The sequence below is a fragment of the Caproiciproducens galactitolivorans genome (assembly GCF_026672255.1).
In the GTDB taxonomy this organism is placed as follows: domain Bacteria; phylum Bacillota; class Clostridia; order Oscillospirales; family Acutalibacteraceae; genus Caproiciproducens; species Caproiciproducens galactitolivorans_A.
The window spans coordinates 24,866-44,104 of sequence record NZ_JAPOHA010000004.1 but is presented as its reverse complement, the minus strand read 5'-3'; the positions used below and the strand labels follow the sequence as shown (position 1 = coordinate 44,104).

Sequence of the window (19,239 nt, the reverse complement as noted above, 5' to 3'; positions counted from 1 at the left end):
AATATTTCGTGAAATTATCTATAAATGATATTTTTGTAATACCATTTTTTAAGCTTAATATCTATATAAATTTGAAAAAAGGGAGTTTTCGTGTCAAAATCGAGTGGGAAGCCTTGCTCTTTTTTCCGCAACTGTTATAATAAAAACAACATGGAAAAGGAGGACTCCGCAATGTTTTTTATCGCGCTGTGCGACGATAGTCAGTACGACTTGGATATTTTAACGGATTATTTGGCGGAGCTGAAAAAGGAGCGTTTGCCCATTGAAACGACGGTTTTGAAGAATGGAGAAGAACTGATTGATTTACATAAACGGGGGCACCGGTTCGATTTGCTGATTCTGGATATGTTCATGAAACCGATCAACGGGATCGAAACCGCGGAGGGAATCCGCCGATACGACGAAACGGTGCCGATTCTGATTGTAACCGCAACGGAAAAGTTCGCGGTGGACGGGTATAAGGTAAACGCCCGGCGCTATCTTCTGAAGCCGGTGGACAAGGAGGATTTTTTAAATGAAGTGCGGCAGGTGCTGAACCGCTCGGAACAAATGAATGAAAAATACTTTACGTTCACCGGCGACAGCGGCGTTACCAAGGTTCCGATTCAGGATATCTGCTATTTTGAATCGCAGGTAAGAACCATTACGCTGGTTACCGCGGAGAAGCGGTATGAATTTTCCGGAAAAATCAGTGAAATCGCGGAGCAGATGATTCCGTACCATTTCTTTCGGGCACACAAGAGCTTTGTCATTAATTTTGAAAATGTCCGCAATGTGTATAAAGATGTCATTACGATGAAGGACGGCAATCAGGTTCCCTTAAGCAAGCATAAGGCAAAGGATTTTCGCCGGAGCTTTTTGGAGTATACGGAGGCGCAGTTTTAAATGAATCCGAACCTCCTTGTAACCGAATGTATGCTTTCTCTGGCGGAAACCATCATCCTGAACCGCCTTTACGCCGCGTTCCTGACGATGAAGAAGCAGGTGACCCTGGCCTACAATCTGCTCGGCCTTTTGTCCTATTTTATTTTTCAGTTCATCTCGTACAGCCTCAATTGCCCGCTGTTTTCAACCGCGCCTTATTATCTGATCTTTACTTTTATTCTGGCGGTTATCTATTTTGAAGAGAATCTCCAGGTGAAAGCGCTGACGTCGTTTCTGTTTGTGATTCTGAATTACGCCGGAAAGTTATTCGCTGTTTATTTTATCATGGGCGGGCTGGAAAACCAAACGCCGCCGCCGCTGCCGTCCCAGCTGGTGTTGGGGGCGGAAACGCAGATTGGGGCCTGCTTTTTCTTCCTGCTCTTTGTAGCGGTGATTCTGAGGTTTCGCAAGCTGCGGCTGGAAAATAAAAACATCCCTTATACGGCTTTCGTATTTTTGGCGCCGACGGGCCTGCTCTATATTGCGACCCAGCTTTTTTATCACAGTCTGAATCGAAAGACCCTCCTGCTGTACGGGGACGCCGGAATTCTGCTCATCTGTATGGCGCTGGCGCTTTTTTATCTTCTGGACAAGACCGTTGTGATCGATGAAACCAGCGAAAAAAACGCGATGTTCCGGCAGATGCTGAAAATGCAGAAAAGTTATTATACGAAGCTGGAAGCCTCCCAGCGGGAAGTCATCGCGATACGCCATGATATTAAAAACCATATGCGCTGCGTTTCCTCCATGCTGAAACTGGGGCAGTGCGAGGAAGCGGAACGCTATCTTTCTTCCGTGTATCAGGACGTCTGCAATACAAAATTGCCTTATAAGAGCGGAAATGTCATAATTGACATTATCGTGGCCCAGAAATTGGCGAAAATAGAAGAGATGGGCGTATCCCCTTCGGTGTCCATTTTCCTGCCGCCGTCGCTTCCCATTGAAAACGTGGATTTATGTATCCTGTTCGGAAATCTTCTGGACAACGCAGTGGAAGCGTTCGAAAGGATCAAGAATCCGGCGGCGGTAAAAGAGCTGTCGATCGACGCGAGGGTGAAAGCGGACTGCCTGTTTCTGAAAATAGCCAATACCTACAACGGCTATGTGCGAAAAGAAAACGAAACGTACCGTTCCGTTAAGAACGGGGAAAGAATCTGCGGCATTGGGCTTTCCAACGTGCAGAAGGTCGCCGAAAAATACCACGGTACCTGCTCCATACAGCATGACAGCCGGACTTTTACGGTTTCGGTAATGCTGAATTTGATACAGAAAGAATTTTGACCAATAATAGAGAAGAAGAAATCCGCAAAGCGGATAGAAAAACGATAGGAGTTAACACAGTGACAGAGAAAACGGAAAAAACAGCAAAAGAAGAGCGGGCCGTAAATTCGGACGCCTGTCCGCTTTATCATAAATGCGGCGGCTGCCAGCTTCAGAATATGACGTATCCCCGGCAGCTCCAATGGAAACAGAACCGGGTGGAAAAGCTGCTCGGGAAATTCCATAAGGTCAGCCCGATTTTGGGCATGAAAAATCCGTACCATTACCGCAACAAAGTACAGGCGGCGTTTGGCGCGGACAGAAAGGGAAAGATCATTTCGGGCGTGTATCAGTCCAGTACGCATCGGATCGTACCGGTCAGCAGCTGCATGACGGAGGATAAAAAAGCGGATGAGATTATCGTCACCATACGGAACCTGATGCCCGGTTTTAAGCTCCAGCCATACGACGAGGCGACCGGCCGCGGGTTCCTGCGCCATGTGCTCGTGAAGCGCGGATTTTCCAGCGGACAGATCATGGTTGTTCTTGTCGCGGGAACGCCGGTATTCCCCTCAAAAAACAATTTTGTCAAGGCGCTTTTAAAGAAGCATCCTGAAATTACAACCATCCTTTTAAATGTAAATAATCATTATACCAGTCTGGTTTTGGGTGAAAACGAAAAAGTCCTGTATGGGCCGGGAACCATCGAAGATACCCTTTGCGGCTGTGTGTTCCGTATTTCCGCCAAATCCTTTTACCAGATCAATCCGGTGCAGACGGAGGTTCTTTATGGCAAAGCCATGGAACTCGCGCAGCTTACCGGAAAAGAAACCGTCATCGACGCTTACTGCGGAATCGGAACCATCGGGCTGATCGCCAGCCGGCAGGCGGGGCGCGTCATCGGGGTGGAAGTCAATAAGGACGCCGTCCGCGACGCGATTGTAAACGCGAAGCGCAACAAAATTCAAAATGCCTACTTTACCTGCGCGGACGCGGGAGAATTCATGCTGGAAATGGCGAGGGAAAAGGAAACCGCAGACGTTGTCTTTATGGACCCGCCGCGCGCCGGCAGCGACGAAACCTTTTTGTCCTCGCTCGTAACGCTCGCCCCTAAAAAAATCGTCTACATCTCCTGCAACCCGGAGACACAGGAGCGCGACCTGCTGTACCTGACGAAATGCGGCTACCGCGTGGAAGCCATTCAGCCGGTAGATATGTTCCCGCATACGAATCACGTTGAGACGTGCGTATTGATGTCAAGGGTAAAAAAGTAACGGCTGAAAAGCCTTTGATTTCAGGGCGCTTACGGGGTTGATGACTAATTCTGCTGACTGGAGCAAGTTGCTTTGTGGAAACTTATCTACGGAGCGCTTCTGAAGCTGTTCCAGAATTCTGTCACATAGTTGAGTTGCCAGATTAGATGTTAGCCTTTGAGGCAGTGGATTAGATGTTTTTTGATGCTGCGTGTCGAGGATAGATGTCAGGAAATGCAGTCGCGAAATTTATCATTTCTTTTTTGGAATAGTAAAAAGGGGAGGGCTCAGCTGTGGAGTACGTAGTAGCCGGAATATGTATTGTAGCAGCTATGATTATCTGCGCAGTATTTATTTATAGGTCAAGAAAGAAAAATGAGAAAGCTCCCTCATCTGCAGTAAAATCTATTACTGATGATAAATCAGCTAGACTGCTGACAGTGGAGAACGAGCCACAAGAGGTGGCATTCCGATGGAGATGCTTCCGGCTGAATCAATACCAGCCGGATCGAAAAGCAGATAATCCAATTTCGTTTTTGAAGGGTTTCCGCGGATATCTGCATACGGACGGTTACCAGGCCTACGGAAAGCTGGAAAATGTTACGCTGGTCGGCTGCTGGGCTCATGCGCGGCGGAAATTTGACAAGGCAGTAAAAGCTTTGCCAAAGTCCCAGCAGAAAACATCTTCCGCTGGAATCGGGCTGCTGTACTGCAGCAGGCTTTTTGAAATAGAAAACAGGATCGCGGAACTGTCGCCAGAGGAGCGGAAAAAGCAGCGGCAGAGTCAGGCAAAACCGATTCTGGACGCCATCCTGGCATGGGTAAAGACGAGAAACGCGGCGCCGAAGTCCGCCCTCGGCCAGGCACTGCACTATCTTGTGGAACAGTGGCCGCGTCTCATTCATTATCTGGATGATGGGCGGCTGGAAATCAGCAACAACCTTGCCGGAGTTGGACGCGAAAGCATCCTGCAATGGATCAATAAGCGTAATATGCCTGCCTATAAGGTCGGCAGGCTTTGGAAATTCAAATTGTCCGAAATTGACAAATGGATCAGATCCGGCGGCGCATCAGAAGAAAGCAATACGGAAGATAATGAACAGGCTTAAAGGAGGGAAAATCCGTTTGTGGAAAAACTTATAGACATTCAGAGCGGTCCGGTGGCCTCTCTTTTGGATTTGCTTCTTAAGGATAAATCAACAAAGAAAAATATTATCTGGGCAACCGATACCTATGAGAAACTTGGACATGGCTTCACAGATAAGGAGCCGATAAGCCGCAGCCTTCTCTTGCAGCATGCGGACATCATCAAGCCCCGCATCCAGAAATCTCAGGAAGCGCAGCAGGAACGCACACGAAAAAAGGCCGAGGTTTTCACCCCGGCATGGCTATGCAACCTGATGAACAATTACTGTGATGAGGAATGGTTCGGCAGGAAAGATATATTTAATGCAGAAAATGATGACCACACATGGACGGTTGCTGACGAACTGATTGCGTTTCCAAAAAGAAAAAACTGGAAACAGTATGTGGATTCGCGGCGACTGGAAATTACCTGTGGAGAGGCGCCTTATCTTGTATCCCGCTATGATGTGTCAACCGGGCAGCTGATCGTACCGCCAAAGCGTCGGACTGGGCAGCTCGACCGGAAGCTCCGCATTGTGAATGAAAATGCTGCGGATTACGACGAGTGGGTCAAATGGGCAATCCGGGCATTCGAGGCGACCTACGGGTACGAGTATCAGGGCGACAATCTCTTGATAGCCCGAATCAATTTGCTCCTGACATTTATCGACTACTATCAGGAACGGTGGGACAAGAACCCTGACGGGAAGCTGCTTCAGACAGTGGCAAATAAAATTGTATGGAACATCTGGCAGATGGACGGCCTGAAAGACACTGTCCCGCTCGGAAAGCCATATGAAGAGTACCCTCAGATGACACTGGCAGATTTCATCCCGGGAATGGCCGATCTGGCCAATGATGAGCCAGAAGCTATACCATGCAAAATATACGACTGGCGAAGAGATAACTCCAATCTTTTTAACAAGTTAAAGGAGAGAAATTCTATGGGACATAAACTTTTCGATTTTGTGATTGGAAATCCACCATATCAAGAAACTTTGCAAAACACATCAGATAAACCTGTCTACAATAATTTTATGGATGCGGTATATCAAGTGGCGGATTCAGTGGAGTTAATTACACCCGCACGTTTTTTATTTGATGCAGGAAAAACGCCAAAGGCTTGGAATGAAAAAATGCTGTCAGATCCAAATCTTAAAGTTTTAAGTTATGAAGAGGACAGTAGCAAAGTATTTCAAAACACAGATATAAAAGGTGGTGTAGCAATTACTTATCATGATACAAGGCGGAAATTTGGCCCAATTGAGCATTTTACTCCCTATAAAGAGCTAAACATGATTCTTTCTAAAGTTAGGCAAGCCAATGGATTCAAATCTATTATGAATATTGTGGTTACGAGCTTTGCCTATCATTACACACAAAAACTACATGATGATTTTCCAAAAGCTGCAAGTCAGCTTAGTAATGGGCATGCCTACGATATTAAATCAAATGCATTTGATAAGTTGCCCCAAGTGTTTTTTACATCTAAACCCGAGGATGAGAATGAATATGTTAGCATTTTAGGAAGGCAAAACAACGAAAGAACTTATAAATATATTCGAAGAGATTATGTAAATAATGTTCCAAATCTGGATAAATATAAGTTATTCATTCCAAAAGCAAATGGCACCGGAGAATTCGGAGAAGTGCTTACTTTACCGGAAATATGCGAACCCGGTGTTGGAGCCACAGAGTCTTTTGTGGGAATCGGTTTGTGCGACACTTTGGATGAAGCAAACAATTTGATGAAATACATTAAAACAAAATTTTTGCGTGCGATGTTGGGCATAGTTAAGATTACACAAGATTTAACTCCATCAAAATGGGAATATGTACCTCTTCAAGATTTCACTTCAAATTCCGATATTGACTGGTCAAAATCCGTTCATGAAATCGATTTACAGCTGTATCGCAAGTATGGGCTTGATGAAAAGGAGATAGCCTTCATCGAATCACATGTCAAGGAGATGGCGTGATGGCGGGCATAAAGATCAAAACAGCTTATCCGGTTGTTCCCCAATGCTATGCGTATACGACGCCGGGAGTACCTGTGCATGACGGTTGGACAAAGATCGGCTTTACGGAGCGGGATGTGGAAACCCGCATCAAAGAGCAGACGCATACCGTCGGCGTGCCGCATAAAACATGGTGGCACCTGCGCGCAGCATATATGACGGAACCATTCGGAACCTTTACCGATAAGGACTTTCACGCTTATCTGAAGAAGCTTGGCGTCAATCGTGAGGAAGGCACGGAGTGGTTCCGCATTGCGCCAAATACCGCAAAAGGCGATTTTGTCGATTTCACCCAGAATCACGGCGTTGTTTCCGACCATGACGCGGACGCAGTCATTCCATATAAGCTCCGCGATGAGCAGAACAAAGCGGTCGAGAAGGCGCTTGCTTACTTTAAGTCCCACCTCAACGGCGAATTTTTATGGAATGCAAAACCGCGTTTTGGCAAGACGCTTTCGGCTTATGATCTGTGCAAAAGACTTCATGCGACGAATATTCTGATTGTGACAAACCGCCCGGCGATTGCAAACTCGTGGTATTCGGACTATGAGACGTTTTTCGGCCCGCAGTCGGGGTATCTCTTTGTCAGCAGGGTGGACGGCATTAAAGATAAAAAATATGTGCTGAGCCCTCAGGAGTATTTTGACAAGGCGCCGGATCAAAATAGCCAAATTAAAGGCTGCATTGAATTTGTGAGCCTGCAGGACTTGAAAGGCTCCCTCTATTTAGGCGGGGATCACGACAAGCTGCCAGAAATAAATGAAAAAGGCCTTAACTGGGACATTATGATTGTAGATGAGGCGCATGAAGGCGTTTATACCGACAGGACATATACCGCCTTTCGTCATATTAAGCGCAAATGGACCTTGCATCTTTCCGGTACGCCGTTTAAGGCATTGGCAAACGACAAATTTGCGGAGGATGCGATCTTTAACTGGACGTATGCAGACGAGCAGAAGAAGAAGCGTGATTGGAATGATTCCAGCGAAATCGAGAACCCGTATGAAAACCTTCCGCAGCTCAGCCTGTTTACATATAAGATGTCGGATATCGTCCGCGACAAGGTAAAACGAGGCATTGATCTGGCAGATAAAGGTGTTAAGGAATATGCATTCACGCTGAATGATTTTTTTGAAACGAACGAATCGGGCAAGTTTATCCATGACGCGGATGTGGACAAGTTCCTCGATGCACTGACACGTCAGGAAAAGTTCCCGTTTTCCACACCAGAGCTGCGAAATGAGCTGAAACATACGTTCTGGCTGCTGAATCGGGTCGCAAGTGCAAGGGCTTTGGCAAAGAAGCTGGAGCTTCATCCCGTGTTTAAGGATTATCACATTATTCTTGCAGCGGGCGACGGCAGGCTGGATGACGATGATGAAAACGAGAAGGCATTCGACCGTGTTACCAAGGCCATCAAAGAATACGATAAGACCATTACTCTGTCTGTCGGCCAACTCACAACCGGTGTCACGATTCCGGAGTGGACGGCAGTTCTCATGCTTTCGAACATGGCAAGCCCGGCACTGTACATGCAGGCCGCTTTCCGCGCTCAAAATCCGTGCCTGTTTCATGATGCACAGGGCAACTCTTACAGAAAACAGAACGCTTATGTCTTTGACTTTGATCCGGCGCGTACACTGACGATATTTGAAAAGTTCGCCAATGACCTGATTCCTGAAACAGCGGGCGACAAAGGAGACTTCGACCAGCGTAAGAAGCATGTCCGTGAGCTTCTAAATTTTTTCCCTGTTTATGGCGAGGATGACCAGGGATCTATGATAGAACTGGATGCCGAGTCTGTTCTCACGATTCCGCGGCACATCCATGCTAAGGAAGTCGTAGAGCGCGGTTTCATGTCCAACTTCCTTTTTGCCAACATTTCCGGCATTTTCGGAGCACCGAAAGAGATCATCGATCTTATCAATGGCATGCAGGCAATTGAGGAACCCAAGACGCTGGCGCCTGTCGAGGTTGACGAAGGGACAGCTGATAAGCTAAATCTTAATGAAAAAGGTAACGTGGAAGTCCCGAAGGAACAGGTTATCGGCACGGCAAGCGAGCTTTTCGGAGACAAAGTATATGGGGATGTCGATCAAAAGCTGGCAGCTGCAGTTGAGGACATCACCAAACAGGTTGAGATGACAAAGGATCCAAAGAAGGATGAACTGAAGGAACTTCGCGAAAAATTTTCCAAGCCTATAGCCAATACGCTTATAGACTCAGCAAAAACGCAGTATGGCCATGACCTGAAAAAATCTACACAGAATCAGATGGAGCGGAAAATTCAGGATACCACGGACACTGTAGTCAACCATGAATACGGTGATTACGCTATCCGCAATCACCAACTTGTCAAAGAACGTAAAGACAAAATCGCCGATGCACAAAAATCAGGCGCTCCCATGTCGGAAATCTCAAAGCTTGCTGAAGAATATAAGAAACGAAGCATTAAAGAATATAATAGCATGGTAAACAGCATATACCAAAAGCTCCACAGTAATGAAACCGTCAAGAAGGCAGCGGAAACCATCGTCAAAACAGTAGAGACGGAAAAACTTAATAATAAGAAAGATTCTATTGAAGGCAGCGTGAGGGATCACCTGCGTGGTTTTTCCCGTGCCATACCTGCATTTCTTATGGCCTATGGTGATGAAAATACGACACTGGCAAATTTCGATTCACTCGTACCAGCAGATGTATTCTGGGAAGTGACTGTTAATCCGCAGACCGGTAAAGGTGTGACACTTGATGAGTTCCGTATGCTTCGCGATGGCGGCGACTACTACCAAAAGAATGAGAATGGAAACGGAATTCGAGACGAGGAACACAAGAAACATTTTGACGGCCACCTGTTTGATGAAGTTGTCTTTAATGATGCAGTTCTGGAATTTATGAAGAAACGCGCCAAACTGGCCGATTACTTTAATGAGACCAGCAAAGGTGACATCTTTGATTATATTCCGCCACAGAAAACAAACCAAATTTTCACGCCAAAACGTGTGGTCAAGAACATGGTTGATCGCCTGGAGCAGGAGAATCCCGGGTGCTTCGATGATCCGAACAATACGTTTGCTGACCTTTATATGAAATCGGGTATGTATATCACAGAGATTGTTACCCGCCTATACCAAAGCAACCGTATGAAAGTTTTGTATCCTGATAATGCGGAAAGATTGAATCATATCTTTGCAAAACAGGTATATGGTTGTGCACCGACAGAAATCATCTACCGGATTTGCCTAAGGTACATTCTTGGATTCAGTGATGAGATCCATATCGATAAGCACAATATTAAGCTATGCGACACGCTGGATTATGCAAAGAACGGAACGCTTGAAGAAGAGATGAAAAAGCTGTTCAACCTGTAAGGTAAATTGCCTATCAAGACAGCTTACTCTTATTCTTTTATATTCACGCTTACACCGGACTTGAATTCCACCGTAAACTTGTCCGCGTAGACGGTGATTTTCTGAATCAGCCGCTTGACCAGAGTCTCGTCAAATTCAGTGAGTTCGGTCGGCTGAGCGGCGATGAATTTCTGCAACTCGCGGATGCGGCTTAAGGTTTCATTTCGAAGCGTGTTTTCGGATTCAGACTGCTTTTTCTGTGCCCGGAGCCGGAATATCTCATCTGTGATGGCCTTGTAATCGTCCTGATTGTTTGCTCTTTTGATGAGCTCTATTTGCAGTTCTTCCAGCCGTTTCTGAATCCCCTCTGGCGAAAGGGTATCTGTTTGCCGTACGGCAGCGGCGATATTCTGCTGCAGGGCGTTTGTGAAGTGGTCTTTATCTTCAAGAACCTGATTTATTGCTTTTACGGAAGCATCCTGCAATACGGTTTCATTCACCGTGCGGTTGCGGCAGGGCTCTTTTGCCGAAGTGGACTCCAACCGGCTGATGCAGCGCCAGACAATGGATTTTTTGCCCCGGTTGCACCAGTGAATCCGGCGGTAAAGCTCCCCACATTCCCCGCAGTAGATCATCTGCGCGAACGGGTGGCTGCAGGAGAAATTCCTTTTTCTGCCGGAAGGGCTGACATACACCACGCGGCGGCGGACCAGTTCTTCCTGTACCTGCATAAAAATGTCCTTCGGGATAATGGCTTCATGGTCGGCTTCCACATAGTACTGCGGAACCGTGCCGTTATTCTTGATTCGCTTCTTGGTAAGAAAGTCGACCGTATAAGTCTTTTGAAGCAGGGCGTCACCCATGTACTTTTCGTTGCGGAGAATCTTGTTAATGGTGCTGGTGTGCCATTTTGTATTTCCGGCTCCGGTGAGGATGCCATCTGCCTCAAGCCCGATAGCAATCTTGTCCATGCTGGAGCCTTCGAGGTATTCGCGGTAAATTCTCTTTACAATCTCTGCCTGTTCCGGGTCAATGATGAGATGGCCGTTCTCGTCTTTGGTATAACCGAGAAATCGGTTGTGATTGACCTGCACTTTTCCCTGCTGGTAGCGGTACTGCAGGCCGAGCTTTACGTTTTGCGAAAGGCTCTGACTTTCCTGCTGGGCAAGGCTGGCCATGATTGTCAGCAAGACTTCACCTTTTGCATCCAATGTATTGATGGATTCCTTTTCAAAGTAGACCGGGATGTTCTTGTCCTTGAGCTGCCGGATGTATTTCAGGCAGTCCAGCGTGTTTCGGGCAAACCGGCTGATGGATTTTGTGATAATCATATCGATGTTTCCAGCCATGCAGTCGTCAATCATCCGGTTGAATTCATTCCGCTTCTTGGTGTTCGTGCCGGAGATGCCGTCGTCGGCGTAGATGCCTGCGAACTCCCATTCCGGATTCTTCTGAATGTATTCCGTGTAGTGTTTGACCTGTGCGTCGTAGCTTGTCGCCTGTTCATCACTGTCCGTACTAACCCGGCAGTAGGCTGCAACTTTCAGCCTTGGATTTTCTTCATTTCTCTCATTGTTCCCGACCTGCCTTTTTGCAGGAATGAGCATGACTTTTCCCATGAATCTGCCTCGCTTTCAATCCGCCCATAGAGGTATTCCGCCTGCAGAACCGGGTCGTTAAAATGCTTTTCTGCAGGTTTTACGGAAAACCTCGTCGGCGGTGCCTGTGGAACTGTTTCCTTTCTCCTGTTCTTCCGGCCGAGCTTCTCAGCACGGCTTTCCAACTCTTCCTCTGCTTTCCGGAATGTATCTGCATCGATAATGGCCGGATAGAAGTCATCGCCGAGGTAATGCCGGTTTCTCAGGATGCGTTTTGCAGAGCAGTGGTACATTTCGATACCGGCTTCTTTGGCGGCCCCGGCAAGGGAAAGTCCGGAAAGATAACTGGCGTAAAGCTTTCGTATTTTCTGGGCATTCTCTTTGTCAACGACGGCAATTCCGTTTTCAATCCGGTATCCGAATGGTGTATGTCCCATGGCCTCAAATCCTTTCTGTCAGCGTCAGACCGCATTTCATCTCAAAGCAGAGTTCATTTCTAGATTTTACAAGAATGCGGTTAACGAATTTTTCAAAAAGCACCCCGTCAAAATCATCCAGCATGACGCCTTTTTCCGTAAAATGGAGAAGGGCGGTCGCTTCTGTAACCGTGTGGATGCCTTCACTTTTTCGGTTATTCAGGGAATCAGCTTCCGCCCGGAGGTCATTGGCCTGCATCAGGAGTTCATTCTTTTCTTTGCTGTAAAGGATTTTATCGAGGTATCCTTGTGCCATGAGTTTCTGTAGCGTTTCACGCTGTTCGGCATTCTGCAGCAAGAGCGTCTGAATTTTCTGGACGCGGCGAACCGCATCGTCGGCAGATGAGCTTTTGATGGTATCAACATAGGGCTTCAGAATGAAACGGTGCGCAAAGACCAGCTTGTTTATCATTGTGACAAAGGCAAGCTGAATCGCATCCTCTCTGATGAACTTCATCGAGCACTTGCTCTTGTCCTCAATGTGCGTTTTGCAGCACCATGCAGCATATTTGGAATCGCAGCAGGTGTGAATTCTTCTTTTAAATGTGCTGCCGCATTCGCCGCAGAGAATCTTCCCGGAAAAAGGGTAATGATTCTGGTATTTGCGGTTTCCCTTTTCTACGCCTTTTTCAGCGGCGCGTTCACGAATGAGTGCCGCCGCCGCGTTGAAGTCTTCATGGCTGATGATTGCCTCATGATGGTTCTGTAATAAGTACCGGTTTTTCTCACCGCAATTGTGACGCCGGTTAAACTGGGAATCGGTATATGTCTTTTGAAATAGGCAATCGCCGGTGTATTTTTCGTTTGTCAACATGTCGCGGACAGTCGTACTGGTCCAATGCCCGCTTCTCCTGCTGGGAATATGCCCGACATTGAGTTTCTTTGCAATGGCAGGGCTGCTTTTTCCGGACAGCGTTTCAGAAAAAATCTGTTTTACAACTTGGGCCTGAGCGGGATTGATAACCATCTTTTCTCCGTCCCAGTCATAGCCGTAGGGTGGGTAACTGATTTTGAAGGTCCCGTTTTCAAATCGTTTCTGAACCGACCATTTGCTATTTTGCGAAATGGAAACAGATTCGTTTTGAGCCATACTGGACAGGATAGAAAGGAACAGTTCGCTTTCCATTGCCCCGGTGTTGATGTCTTCCTTTTCAAAGTAAACGGGAATATTCAGTGTAAGAAGTTTTCGCGTCAATTCAAGACAGTCAGCCGTATTCCGGGAAAAACGACTGATGGATTTGGTTAAAATGAAATTGATCTTTCCAGCTTTGCAGTCGGCCATCATTTTCCGTAGCTGCGGACGCTTCTCTTTCTTTGTGCCAGTGATACCTTCATCATAATAAAGCCCAGCGAACTCCCAGTCATCACGCGACTTGATGTAAATTTCATAGTGCTCCTTCTGGGCCTTCAGGCTTTCTGCCTGTTCATCAGAATCGGTCGAAACACGGCAATAAGCGGCTACGCGAAGCTTCTTACCATTGAAATTGGCCTTTTTGTTTTCCTCAATTTTCGTGACCTTTTTCATGGACCTACCTCCTCTTGGTACGTCTATCTATCACTCTGAATGCCAGAAGTATCAAGCAATTTTCGGCATGATTTCCACGTACAGAGGGGAGAAAGTTCTGCGATTGATGTCCGTTAATTTGTTGAATTCAGCCTGTGAAATCAGACCGTTTGCGAGCATGGCTTCTGCAATTTTCTGAGCGCGGTAGTAATCGAAGTCACCCTGCAGCTTTTCCGGTGTAAAGAATCCGGTATTATTCGTTTTTGCTTCTTCCGCCATCGGTTATCCACCTCCACTTTTCACTGGAGATGGAGGAACGACTTGAGCGAAAGAAAATAAAAAAAGCCTGCGGGCATTCCGATGAGGGAACACTCGCAGGCAAGATAAATGCTGTGCAATATGTTATTTTACTGGGATTTGCCTTTACCCTTGTTGAAATCAATAGACCCCTACCATACCAATCCGTCAATCTCTTTGACAGCCACGTTACTTGTCCTCCTTTCCTTTTTCATCACGGTCATGCAACTGCTCCAGCACGGCCTTAAGCTTTTCCGGTATCGGAAGCCCGAGGTGCGCCGCATTCTCTGTCAGGGATAGGCCTTCGTTCGAGAGATAAAAGAAGATGATTGCCGTCCGGAGCACGCCCGGCTGGCCGAGAACTTGCACGTCAATTACGTTTCCGATTCCGACCAGCAGAAAAATCAGCACCTTCCGGCAGATTCCCCTGAAACCGATCTCGGATGAGAGCTTCTTGTCTGAAATTGCGCACAGGACGCCGGTGATGTAGTCACAGATGACGAAGATGAGCAGCGCATAGAGCAGGCCGTCGCAGCCACCGAGAAAATAGCCGAGCCACCCGCCGATGGCAGCAAACACAAATTGTATGGAATTCCAGAATTCTTTCATAAGACACGCCTCCTTGAATTTGTGCATGAAAAAAGCGGCCGCCCGTATGGACGACCGCTCAAAAGCTTTCTGAAAGGATCAAACGCTTAAAGAAGCCTTGACTTTAAAAACTATCCATTCGCGGTGCTGGTCCGGGTCCATCGGGTCGATGATTGTGTAAACAATGTTGCCACGGATCAGCCTGCAGGAAGCGGTAATCAGCGGATTATACCGCAAAACAACATTCGCCGCGTCAATCACCTGGACGGACTGGGCAATCCACGCTTCGGTTCCGCCCAAAGGATACCATTTGCACCGCAGATAACGGGGCGGGTCAGTGGGAAGCAGGTTTCCAAGGTCAATCCAGTCGGTCGTTTTGTGAATACCTGTGCCGGTGACCACTTTCCTTTGAATGCGGATTAAGGTCCGCAGTTCACTGATGTGCATTTTGTATCTCATGGCAGGCGCTCCTAAAACGTGTCTTTGCGGATGCCAAAAAGGATGGCACGGAGCATGGAAGTCAGCTCCTTGAAATCCGCGTTTTCCCGGTTTTCGTACAGATAGGCCACCGCGTAAAGCTCCGCAATCCGAGCGGTTTCTTTTGAAGCAAGAAGCCCCGTTTCGTCTACACGTGCGATGTTCATACATAGTTTCTCCGCTGTTTCTATAAATCCCGTTATCATGGAATCCTCATCTGTAGAGTCAATATGCAGATAAAGCTTTGCTTCATCCAGTGTAATCAGCATAATGAATTACCGCCCTTATGTGCTCGCTCCGGCTTTCAGAATCTGGACGGCTTCCGGCAGCACGAGCTTGCCGTCGACACGTTCCTTCGCCACATAGCCAATCATTCCGTTACCGGCAAAGAGCTCGCGGAGTTCCTGAAAACTTCTGGTTCCTCTGTCACCGATGTTGTAGTAGCTGAAATCACCGAAGGCGATCGCGGCTTTTCCGGCTTCAAGAGCAGGCGCATAAGCGGAAGTGCGCACCGGATATCCGCAGAGCCTGTCCGGTTCGCCAGCCTGATAGGACGGCTGCCAGATGTAGGCCTGGTTGTTGTCCTTGAGTTTGCGGATTGCCGCGAGGGTGGAGTCATTCAGAATAAAGCAGGCGTTCTTGCGGTACGGGCGCTTCAAGGCATAAATCAGGGTGAGAATATCATCCGTCGCGAGCTTTGTACCACTTAAGGTTACAGCCGTTACACCGCCGCCTTTGTCCGCAAAGATGCCGGTCGGCTTTCCGGTTCCGCTGCCGTTCAGGAAAGCGTCCTCTTCGGCATTGCCGAACGCTTTGCCGAACTGGTCAATGATGTAGTTCTCCAGATTGAAGGCGTTGTCGTAAAGCAGTTCCTCGGTTAGCGTCCTTCCTTCAAACACTGCTCACAGAGCGGATGCTTGCGGACGTAACGGTCACGGATTTTCTTCCACGCTCTGCCGTAGCGCTTGCTGGTGGAGTAACCTCGGGTAAACTGTTCGTAGTGCCGCCGCACAAGCTTCACGTGTTCTTCGCAGTAGGTACCGTCAGTTAGACGCGGGCACCCGGGGTAACGGCACGGACGTTTTGGTTTATACGGCATTCATTCACTTCCTCACGGGTATCAAAAAAGCCACCGGGGATTTCTCCTCGATGGCTTTCACCTTTTCAGTTCTCTATGCTATTAGTATAGCACACTCAAACGGGAAAGTCGTCCACGATTTTACTCACTTTACTGCTTTCCGTACAGCAGCAGCGCCAGATGCTTCAGCGCGCGGTTCTTTTTGTTGTAGGCGGAGGAACGCTCTATGCTGAAGTGCTCACAGACTGTGCCAACGGGTTCATCTGTTCCGTTGGAAAGGTAAAACGCTTTCAGCACATACCGCTCACCCTCGGTCAGATTTTCCCACGCTGGCTGGAACCACGCCATGTACTCCAGCGCCTGCCAGTACCGCTCTTTCAGCACGTCGATTTCCTCGATGCCGTTTAAAATGCGTTCCTCACAGGCCTGCGGGTTATAGGCGTGCGGCATCCTATCAAAACTGGGACTGCGGACGCTTTCTATCTTTTCATGCTCCGCTCGGATGTTGTCGGGCGTGTGTTCCAGAATGAATTGCATGCTGCCGTAGTCCTTGAGGGCATCCAAGGCGGCAGCCCTTTTATTCAGGTATTTCCATGCTATCTGCATAACCGTACCTCCGTAAAGATGAATTGAAAGTTTCACTCGGATTGGCACGGATTGTCAAAAGTTGTCTCTGATTTTCAGGTCCGCCTTCACGGCGTTGATCAGGGCTGCCTGTGTGTGGTTCTTATGCGAGAGGGCTTTCAGAATGCGACCATCAATGGTTCCCTTTGTGATGATGTGCTGAATCACCACAGTGCTTGCGGTTTGGCCCTGTCTCCAGAGACGGGCGTTTGTCTGCTGGTAGAGCTCCAGCGACCATGTCAGCCCGAACCAGATGAGCGTTGAGCCGCCGCTTTGCAGGTTCAGCCCATGCCCGGCAGAAGCGGGATGCACGAGGGCCACGGGAAGTTCGCCGTTGTTCCATCTGCGGATGCTGTCGGAAGTATTAAGGCAGGAGGACGGGATGTGGAGTTTGTGCAGCCGCTCGGATATTCTGGCGAAGTCATGCTTGAACCAGTAGGCCACCAGCACAGGCTTCCCGTTTGCCGCTTCGATCAGGTCCTCCAGTGCGTCCAGCTTTCGGTCATGAATGTGAACAACGATTCCGGTGTCAGAGTAAACGGCACCGTTGGCCATCTGACACAGCTTTCCGGAGAGGGACGCGGCATTGGCGGCTGTGATGTCGCCGGCCGGAAGCTGCAGAACCAGATTCTTCTTTAGGCTGTCGTACCGTTTCTGTTCCTCATCGGACAGGCGGACTTCATATTCGCTGCTGATGAGCTTTGGCATTTTTAGGTGATCCGTCGACTTCATGGAAATCGTGATATCCGAAATTTCCCGGTAGATGGTGTCCTCCGCGCCCGGCAGCGGCTTATAGGAATAGATGATCTCACCATTTCGCTTATCCGGCATGAAGTAATTCGTGCGGTACTGGGTAATGAACCGTCCGAGGCGCTGGCCCATATCCAGAAGGCGGAACTCCGCCCAGAGATCCATAAGGCCATTTGATGAAGGGGTACCGGTGAGTCCTACGATACGTTTTACATTGGGCCTTACTTTCATCATGGAACGGAAGCGCTTTGACCGATGATTTTTGAAGGAAGAGAGCTCGTCAAGAATGACCATATCAAAGTCAAATGGGAATCCGGACTCGTCAATCAACCATCCGAGATTTTCACGGTTTATGATGGTGATATCGGCATTCTGCATTAGGGCGATTCTGCGTTCCTTTACATTTCCTACTGCAACAGAATAGGTCAGTTCTTTGAGGTGCGACCATTTTCTGATTTCGGAAGGCCAGGTATCGCGGGCGACGCGGAGCGGTGCGACGACGAGAACCCGGTGAACTTCAAAACTGTCGAACAACAGGTCTTTGATGGCCGTCAGACTGATTACAGTTTTGCCAAGGCCCATATCGAGGAGAACTGCGGCGATAGGATGCGTTTCGATATAGTCTATAGCATATTTCTGATAATCATGTGGCTTGAAGTTCATCCAGCATCCTTCCAATCTGCTTTACGCTGTCGATCACATATACTTTAAAACCCAACGACCGAAGCAGCCGGTGCCTTGCCAACTGGAGCGGGCGCGGCTTCTTTCCGGGTGCCTTCAGTTCCGCAAAGGCGATAAGGCCGTCAGATAATAAGACGATGCGGTCTGGCATTCCCGCAAAACCTGGAGACACGAACTTCAGGGCGATGCCGCCTGCCTTTTTAACTGCCAGCGTTAATTTGTTTTCAATATCTTTTTCTCGCATTCCGTATACTCCTTCCAACATTCCTCGAACGTTTTCAGACATTTGTCACTGGCATTTCTACAAATGAGATATTTTTTTACCTTGTCATGTCTGCCAGCTTTCGGAAAATAAAAACCATCATCCTTTATGTCACGTGCCAGATTGCCTTTCGGGGAATCGTCAGTTAAGAAATTGTGTTTCATCCAAGTGTAAAACTGCATATCTACAAACCCTTTCTAAACGTTGATTTTTCGGACTTTTACAAGGTGTATCAAGGTAGCTGCACGAACTTTTTCTTATATGATTTTTTATGGCCTATAGAAAAGTCTGTGTAGAGAGGTTGATACACCTTGTCATCGGTGCCATTCATTTCAGAAAATCCTCCTCGGCGCCGGTATCCTCACGAATGCGAAGACCCTTAAAATAGCGTTTTCGATTCAGCGTCAGCCGTTCAAATCCAGCCTTCTCCAGAGCAAAATAGAAATCCGCAGTGCTGCGAACATATTCGTTACAGTCGAGAGAATAGTTCCGGTACGCTTGGTACAGGGCCGCGGAGCTTTCCTTAAATGAAGGGCCGGCTTCACATTTATATTCAAGAAAATGCCCGAACCAGTCATTCTGACTGCGGTATTCATTGATGGCTTTCGCCACACAGTCGGGAACTGGAATCTGGTAGTCGAGTGCGATTACTTTCTTTGCACCTTCAATGATCCAAGCCAGAATGCTTTCACCAGCGTTTTCATACAAATACTCGCCATAATTCTTGATGTCGGTATTGCCTTCAATCTTGGCACCAAACGGAATGACAATACCCTCAAGTGCCAATCCCACACCTAAGTTTGCACAGGTGGTGGTTTTACCAACACCGCCTTTTTGGTTGGTGATGGCGATTGTCTTTGCGTTCAACTGTCTGTTCCTCCTTTCGATTTTGGTCATAAAAATAGGCAACTTAAAATTGGCTTGTATATATAAAAATTGCCCCTTATAAAATTAAGAAGCAATTTTCATATCCA

16 protein-coding genes and 4 pseudogenes are annotated in these 19,239 nt (G+C 47.7%); 6 read left to right on the top strand and 14 right to left on the bottom strand.

Annotated features, from left to right (window positions below; all coding sequences use genetic code 11):
• The first annotated feature begins 171 nt into the window (after positions 1-171).
• The 6 genes from OUY18_RS04885 to OUY18_RS04860 all read left to right on the top strand — a co-directional run bounded on the left by OUY18_RS04885 (position 172) and on the right by OUY18_RS04860 (position 9,951).
• Complete coding sequence (locus OUY18_RS04885) at positions 172-885, top strand: LytR/AlgR family response regulator transcription factor (RefSeq protein ID WP_268057612.1); 714 nt, start codon at positions 172-174, stop codon at positions 883-885.
• Positions 886-2,205, top strand: coding sequence for a GHKL domain-containing protein (locus OUY18_RS04880; protein WP_268057611.1), 1,320 nt, complete (start codon positions 886-888; stop codon positions 2,203-2,205). It abuts the gene before it with no gap.
• Between the two features lie 59 nt (positions 2,206-2,264).
• On the top strand, positions 2,265-3,458 hold the full coding sequence (gene rlmD, locus OUY18_RS04875; RefSeq protein ID WP_326492977.1) for a 23S rRNA (uracil(1939)-C(5))-methyltransferase RlmD: 1,194 nt from the start codon (positions 2,265-2,267) through the stop codon (positions 3,456-3,458).
• Positions 3,459-3,898: 440 nt separating this feature from the next.
• The gene (locus tag OUY18_RS04870; RefSeq protein ID WP_268057606.1) at positions 3,899-4,546 is read left to right on the top strand and encodes an IS66 family transposase; all 648 of its coding nucleotides are present in this window, start codon (positions 3,899-3,901) and stop codon (positions 4,544-4,546) included.
• Positions 4,547-4,564: 18 nt separating this feature from the next.
• A complete protein-coding gene (locus OUY18_RS04865) occupies positions 4,565-6,541 on the top strand; it encodes an Eco57I restriction-modification methylase domain-containing protein (RefSeq protein ID WP_268057604.1) in 1,977 nt (658 codons plus the stop codon).
• A complete protein-coding gene (locus OUY18_RS04860; protein WP_268057602.1) occupies positions 6,541-9,951 on the top strand; it encodes a DEAD/DEAH box helicase family protein in 3,411 nt (1,136 codons plus the stop codon). The genes OUY18_RS04865 and OUY18_RS04860 overlap by 1 nt, the downstream gene beginning before the upstream one ends.
• Before the next feature lie 29 nt (positions 9,952-9,980).
• On the opposite strand, the gene OUY18_RS04855 is transcribed toward OUY18_RS04860, so the two are convergent.
• From OUY18_RS04855 to OUY18_RS04795, 14 genes and pseudogenes are all read right to left on the bottom strand, one after another.
• Complete coding sequence (locus tag OUY18_RS04855) at positions 9,981-11,549, bottom strand: recombinase family protein (RefSeq protein ID WP_268057601.1); 1,569 nt, start codon at positions 11,547-11,549, stop codon at positions 9,981-9,983.
• A gap of 8 nt (positions 11,550-11,557) precedes the next feature.
• A pseudogene (locus OUY18_RS04850) lies at positions 11,558-11,965 on the bottom strand (integrase); the annotation flags it as partial.
• A 4-nt stretch (positions 11,966-11,969) separates the two neighbouring features.
• Positions 11,970-13,529, bottom strand: coding sequence for a recombinase family protein (locus OUY18_RS04845; RefSeq protein ID WP_268057600.1), 1,560 nt, complete (start codon positions 13,527-13,529; stop codon positions 11,970-11,972).
• A 51-nt stretch (positions 13,530-13,580) separates the two neighbouring features.
• Positions 13,581-13,787: an SHOCT domain-containing protein gene (locus OUY18_RS04840; RefSeq protein ID WP_268057599.1), complete on the bottom strand. Its 207-nt coding sequence runs from the start codon at positions 13,785-13,787 to the stop codon at positions 13,581-13,583.
• A gap of 207 nt (positions 13,788-13,994) precedes the next feature.
• Positions 13,995-14,414 (bottom strand): phage holin family protein, encoded by a 420-nt coding sequence (locus tag OUY18_RS04835; RefSeq protein WP_268057598.1) that lies wholly within the window; start codon positions 14,412-14,414, stop codon positions 13,995-13,997.
• A 78-nt stretch (positions 14,415-14,492) separates the two neighbouring features.
• Complete coding sequence (locus OUY18_RS04830; RefSeq protein WP_268057596.1) at positions 14,493-14,852, bottom strand: head-tail adaptor protein; 360 nt, start codon at positions 14,850-14,852, stop codon at positions 14,493-14,495.
• An 11-nt stretch (positions 14,853-14,863) separates the two neighbouring features.
• Complete coding sequence (locus OUY18_RS04825; RefSeq protein ID WP_174192689.1) at positions 14,864-15,139, bottom strand: head-tail connector protein; 276 nt, start codon at positions 15,137-15,139, stop codon at positions 14,864-14,866.
• Positions 15,140-15,154: 15 nt separating this feature from the next.
• Positions 15,155-15,751: pseudogene (locus OUY18_RS04820) on the bottom strand (phage major capsid protein); the annotation flags it as partial.
• Positions 15,751-15,969: pseudogene (locus OUY18_RS04815) on the bottom strand (HNH endonuclease); the annotation flags it as partial. The pseudogenes OUY18_RS04815 and OUY18_RS04820, both read right to left, overlap by 1 nt.
• A gap of 129 nt (positions 15,970-16,098) precedes the next feature.
• Entirely contained in the window at positions 16,099-16,554 is a 456-nt protein-coding gene (locus OUY18_RS04810) for a hypothetical protein (RefSeq protein WP_268057594.1), read from the bottom strand.
• Between the two features lie 54 nt (positions 16,555-16,608).
• Complete coding sequence (locus tag OUY18_RS04805) at positions 16,609-17,985, bottom strand: DEAD/DEAH box helicase (RefSeq protein WP_268057593.1); 1,377 nt, start codon at positions 17,983-17,985, stop codon at positions 16,609-16,611.
• A complete protein-coding gene (locus OUY18_RS04800) occupies positions 17,966-18,247 on the bottom strand; it encodes a VRR-NUC domain-containing protein (protein ID WP_268057592.1) in 282 nt (93 codons plus the stop codon). The genes OUY18_RS04805 and OUY18_RS04800 overlap by 20 nt, the downstream gene beginning before the upstream one ends.
• Positions 18,217-18,429: a YozE family protein gene (locus OUY18_RS13865; protein WP_419196120.1), complete on the bottom strand. Its 213-nt coding sequence runs from the start codon at positions 18,427-18,429 to the stop codon at positions 18,217-18,219. The genes OUY18_RS04800 and OUY18_RS13865 overlap by 31 nt, the downstream gene beginning before the upstream one ends.
• A gap of 607 nt (positions 18,430-19,036) precedes the next feature.
• A pseudogene (locus OUY18_RS04795) lies at positions 19,037-19,162 on the bottom strand (ParA family protein); the annotation flags it as partial.
• Between the last annotated feature and the right edge of the window lie 77 nt (positions 19,163-19,239).

Bases quoted from the DNA above. Each gene is read 5' to 3' on its own strand.
- OUY18_RS04855 (WP_268057601.1), bottom strand. From the start codon at position 11,549: ATGGGAAAAGTCATGCTCATTCCTGCAAAAAGGCAGGTCGGGAACAAT.
- OUY18_RS13865 (WP_419196120.1), bottom strand. From the start codon at position 18,429: ATGAAACACAATTTCTTAACTGACGATTCCCCGAAAGGCAATCTGGCA.
- OUY18_RS04860 (WP_268057602.1), top strand. From the start codon at position 6,541: ATGGCGGGCATAAAGATCAAAACAGCTTATCCGGTTGTTCCCCAATGC.
- OUY18_RS04885 (WP_268057612.1), top strand. From the start codon at position 172: ATGTTTTTTATCGCGCTGTGCGACGATAGTCAGTACGACTTGGATATT.
- OUY18_RS04845 (WP_268057600.1), bottom strand. From the start codon at position 13,529: ATGAAAAAGGTCACGAAAATTGAGGAAAACAAAAAGGCCAATTTCAAT.
- OUY18_RS04835 (WP_268057598.1), bottom strand. From the start codon at position 14,414: ATGAAAGAATTCTGGAATTCCATACAATTTGTGTTTGCTGCCATCGGC.
- OUY18_RS04800 (WP_268057592.1), bottom strand. From the start codon at position 18,247: ATGCGAGAAAAAGATATTGAAAACAAATTAACGCTGGCAGTTAAAAAG.
- OUY18_RS04825 (WP_174192689.1), bottom strand. From the start codon at position 15,139: ATGCTGATTACACTGGATGAAGCAAAGCTTTATCTGCATATTGACTCT.
- OUY18_RS04805 (WP_268057593.1), bottom strand. From the start codon at position 17,985: ATGAACTTCAAGCCACATGATTATCAGAAATATGCTATAGACTATATC.
- OUY18_RS04840 (WP_268057599.1), bottom strand. From the start codon at position 13,787: ATGGCGGAAGAAGCAAAAACGAATAATACCGGATTCTTTACACCGGAA.
- OUY18_RS04810 (WP_268057594.1), bottom strand. From the start codon at position 16,554: ATGCAGATAGCATGGAAATACCTGAATAAAAGGGCTGCCGCCTTGGAT.
- OUY18_RS04830 (WP_268057596.1), bottom strand. From the start codon at position 14,852: ATGAGATACAAAATGCACATCAGTGAACTGCGGACCTTAATCCGCATT.
- OUY18_RS04880 (WP_268057611.1), top strand. From the start codon at position 886: ATGAATCCGAACCTCCTTGTAACCGAATGTATGCTTTCTCTGGCGGAA.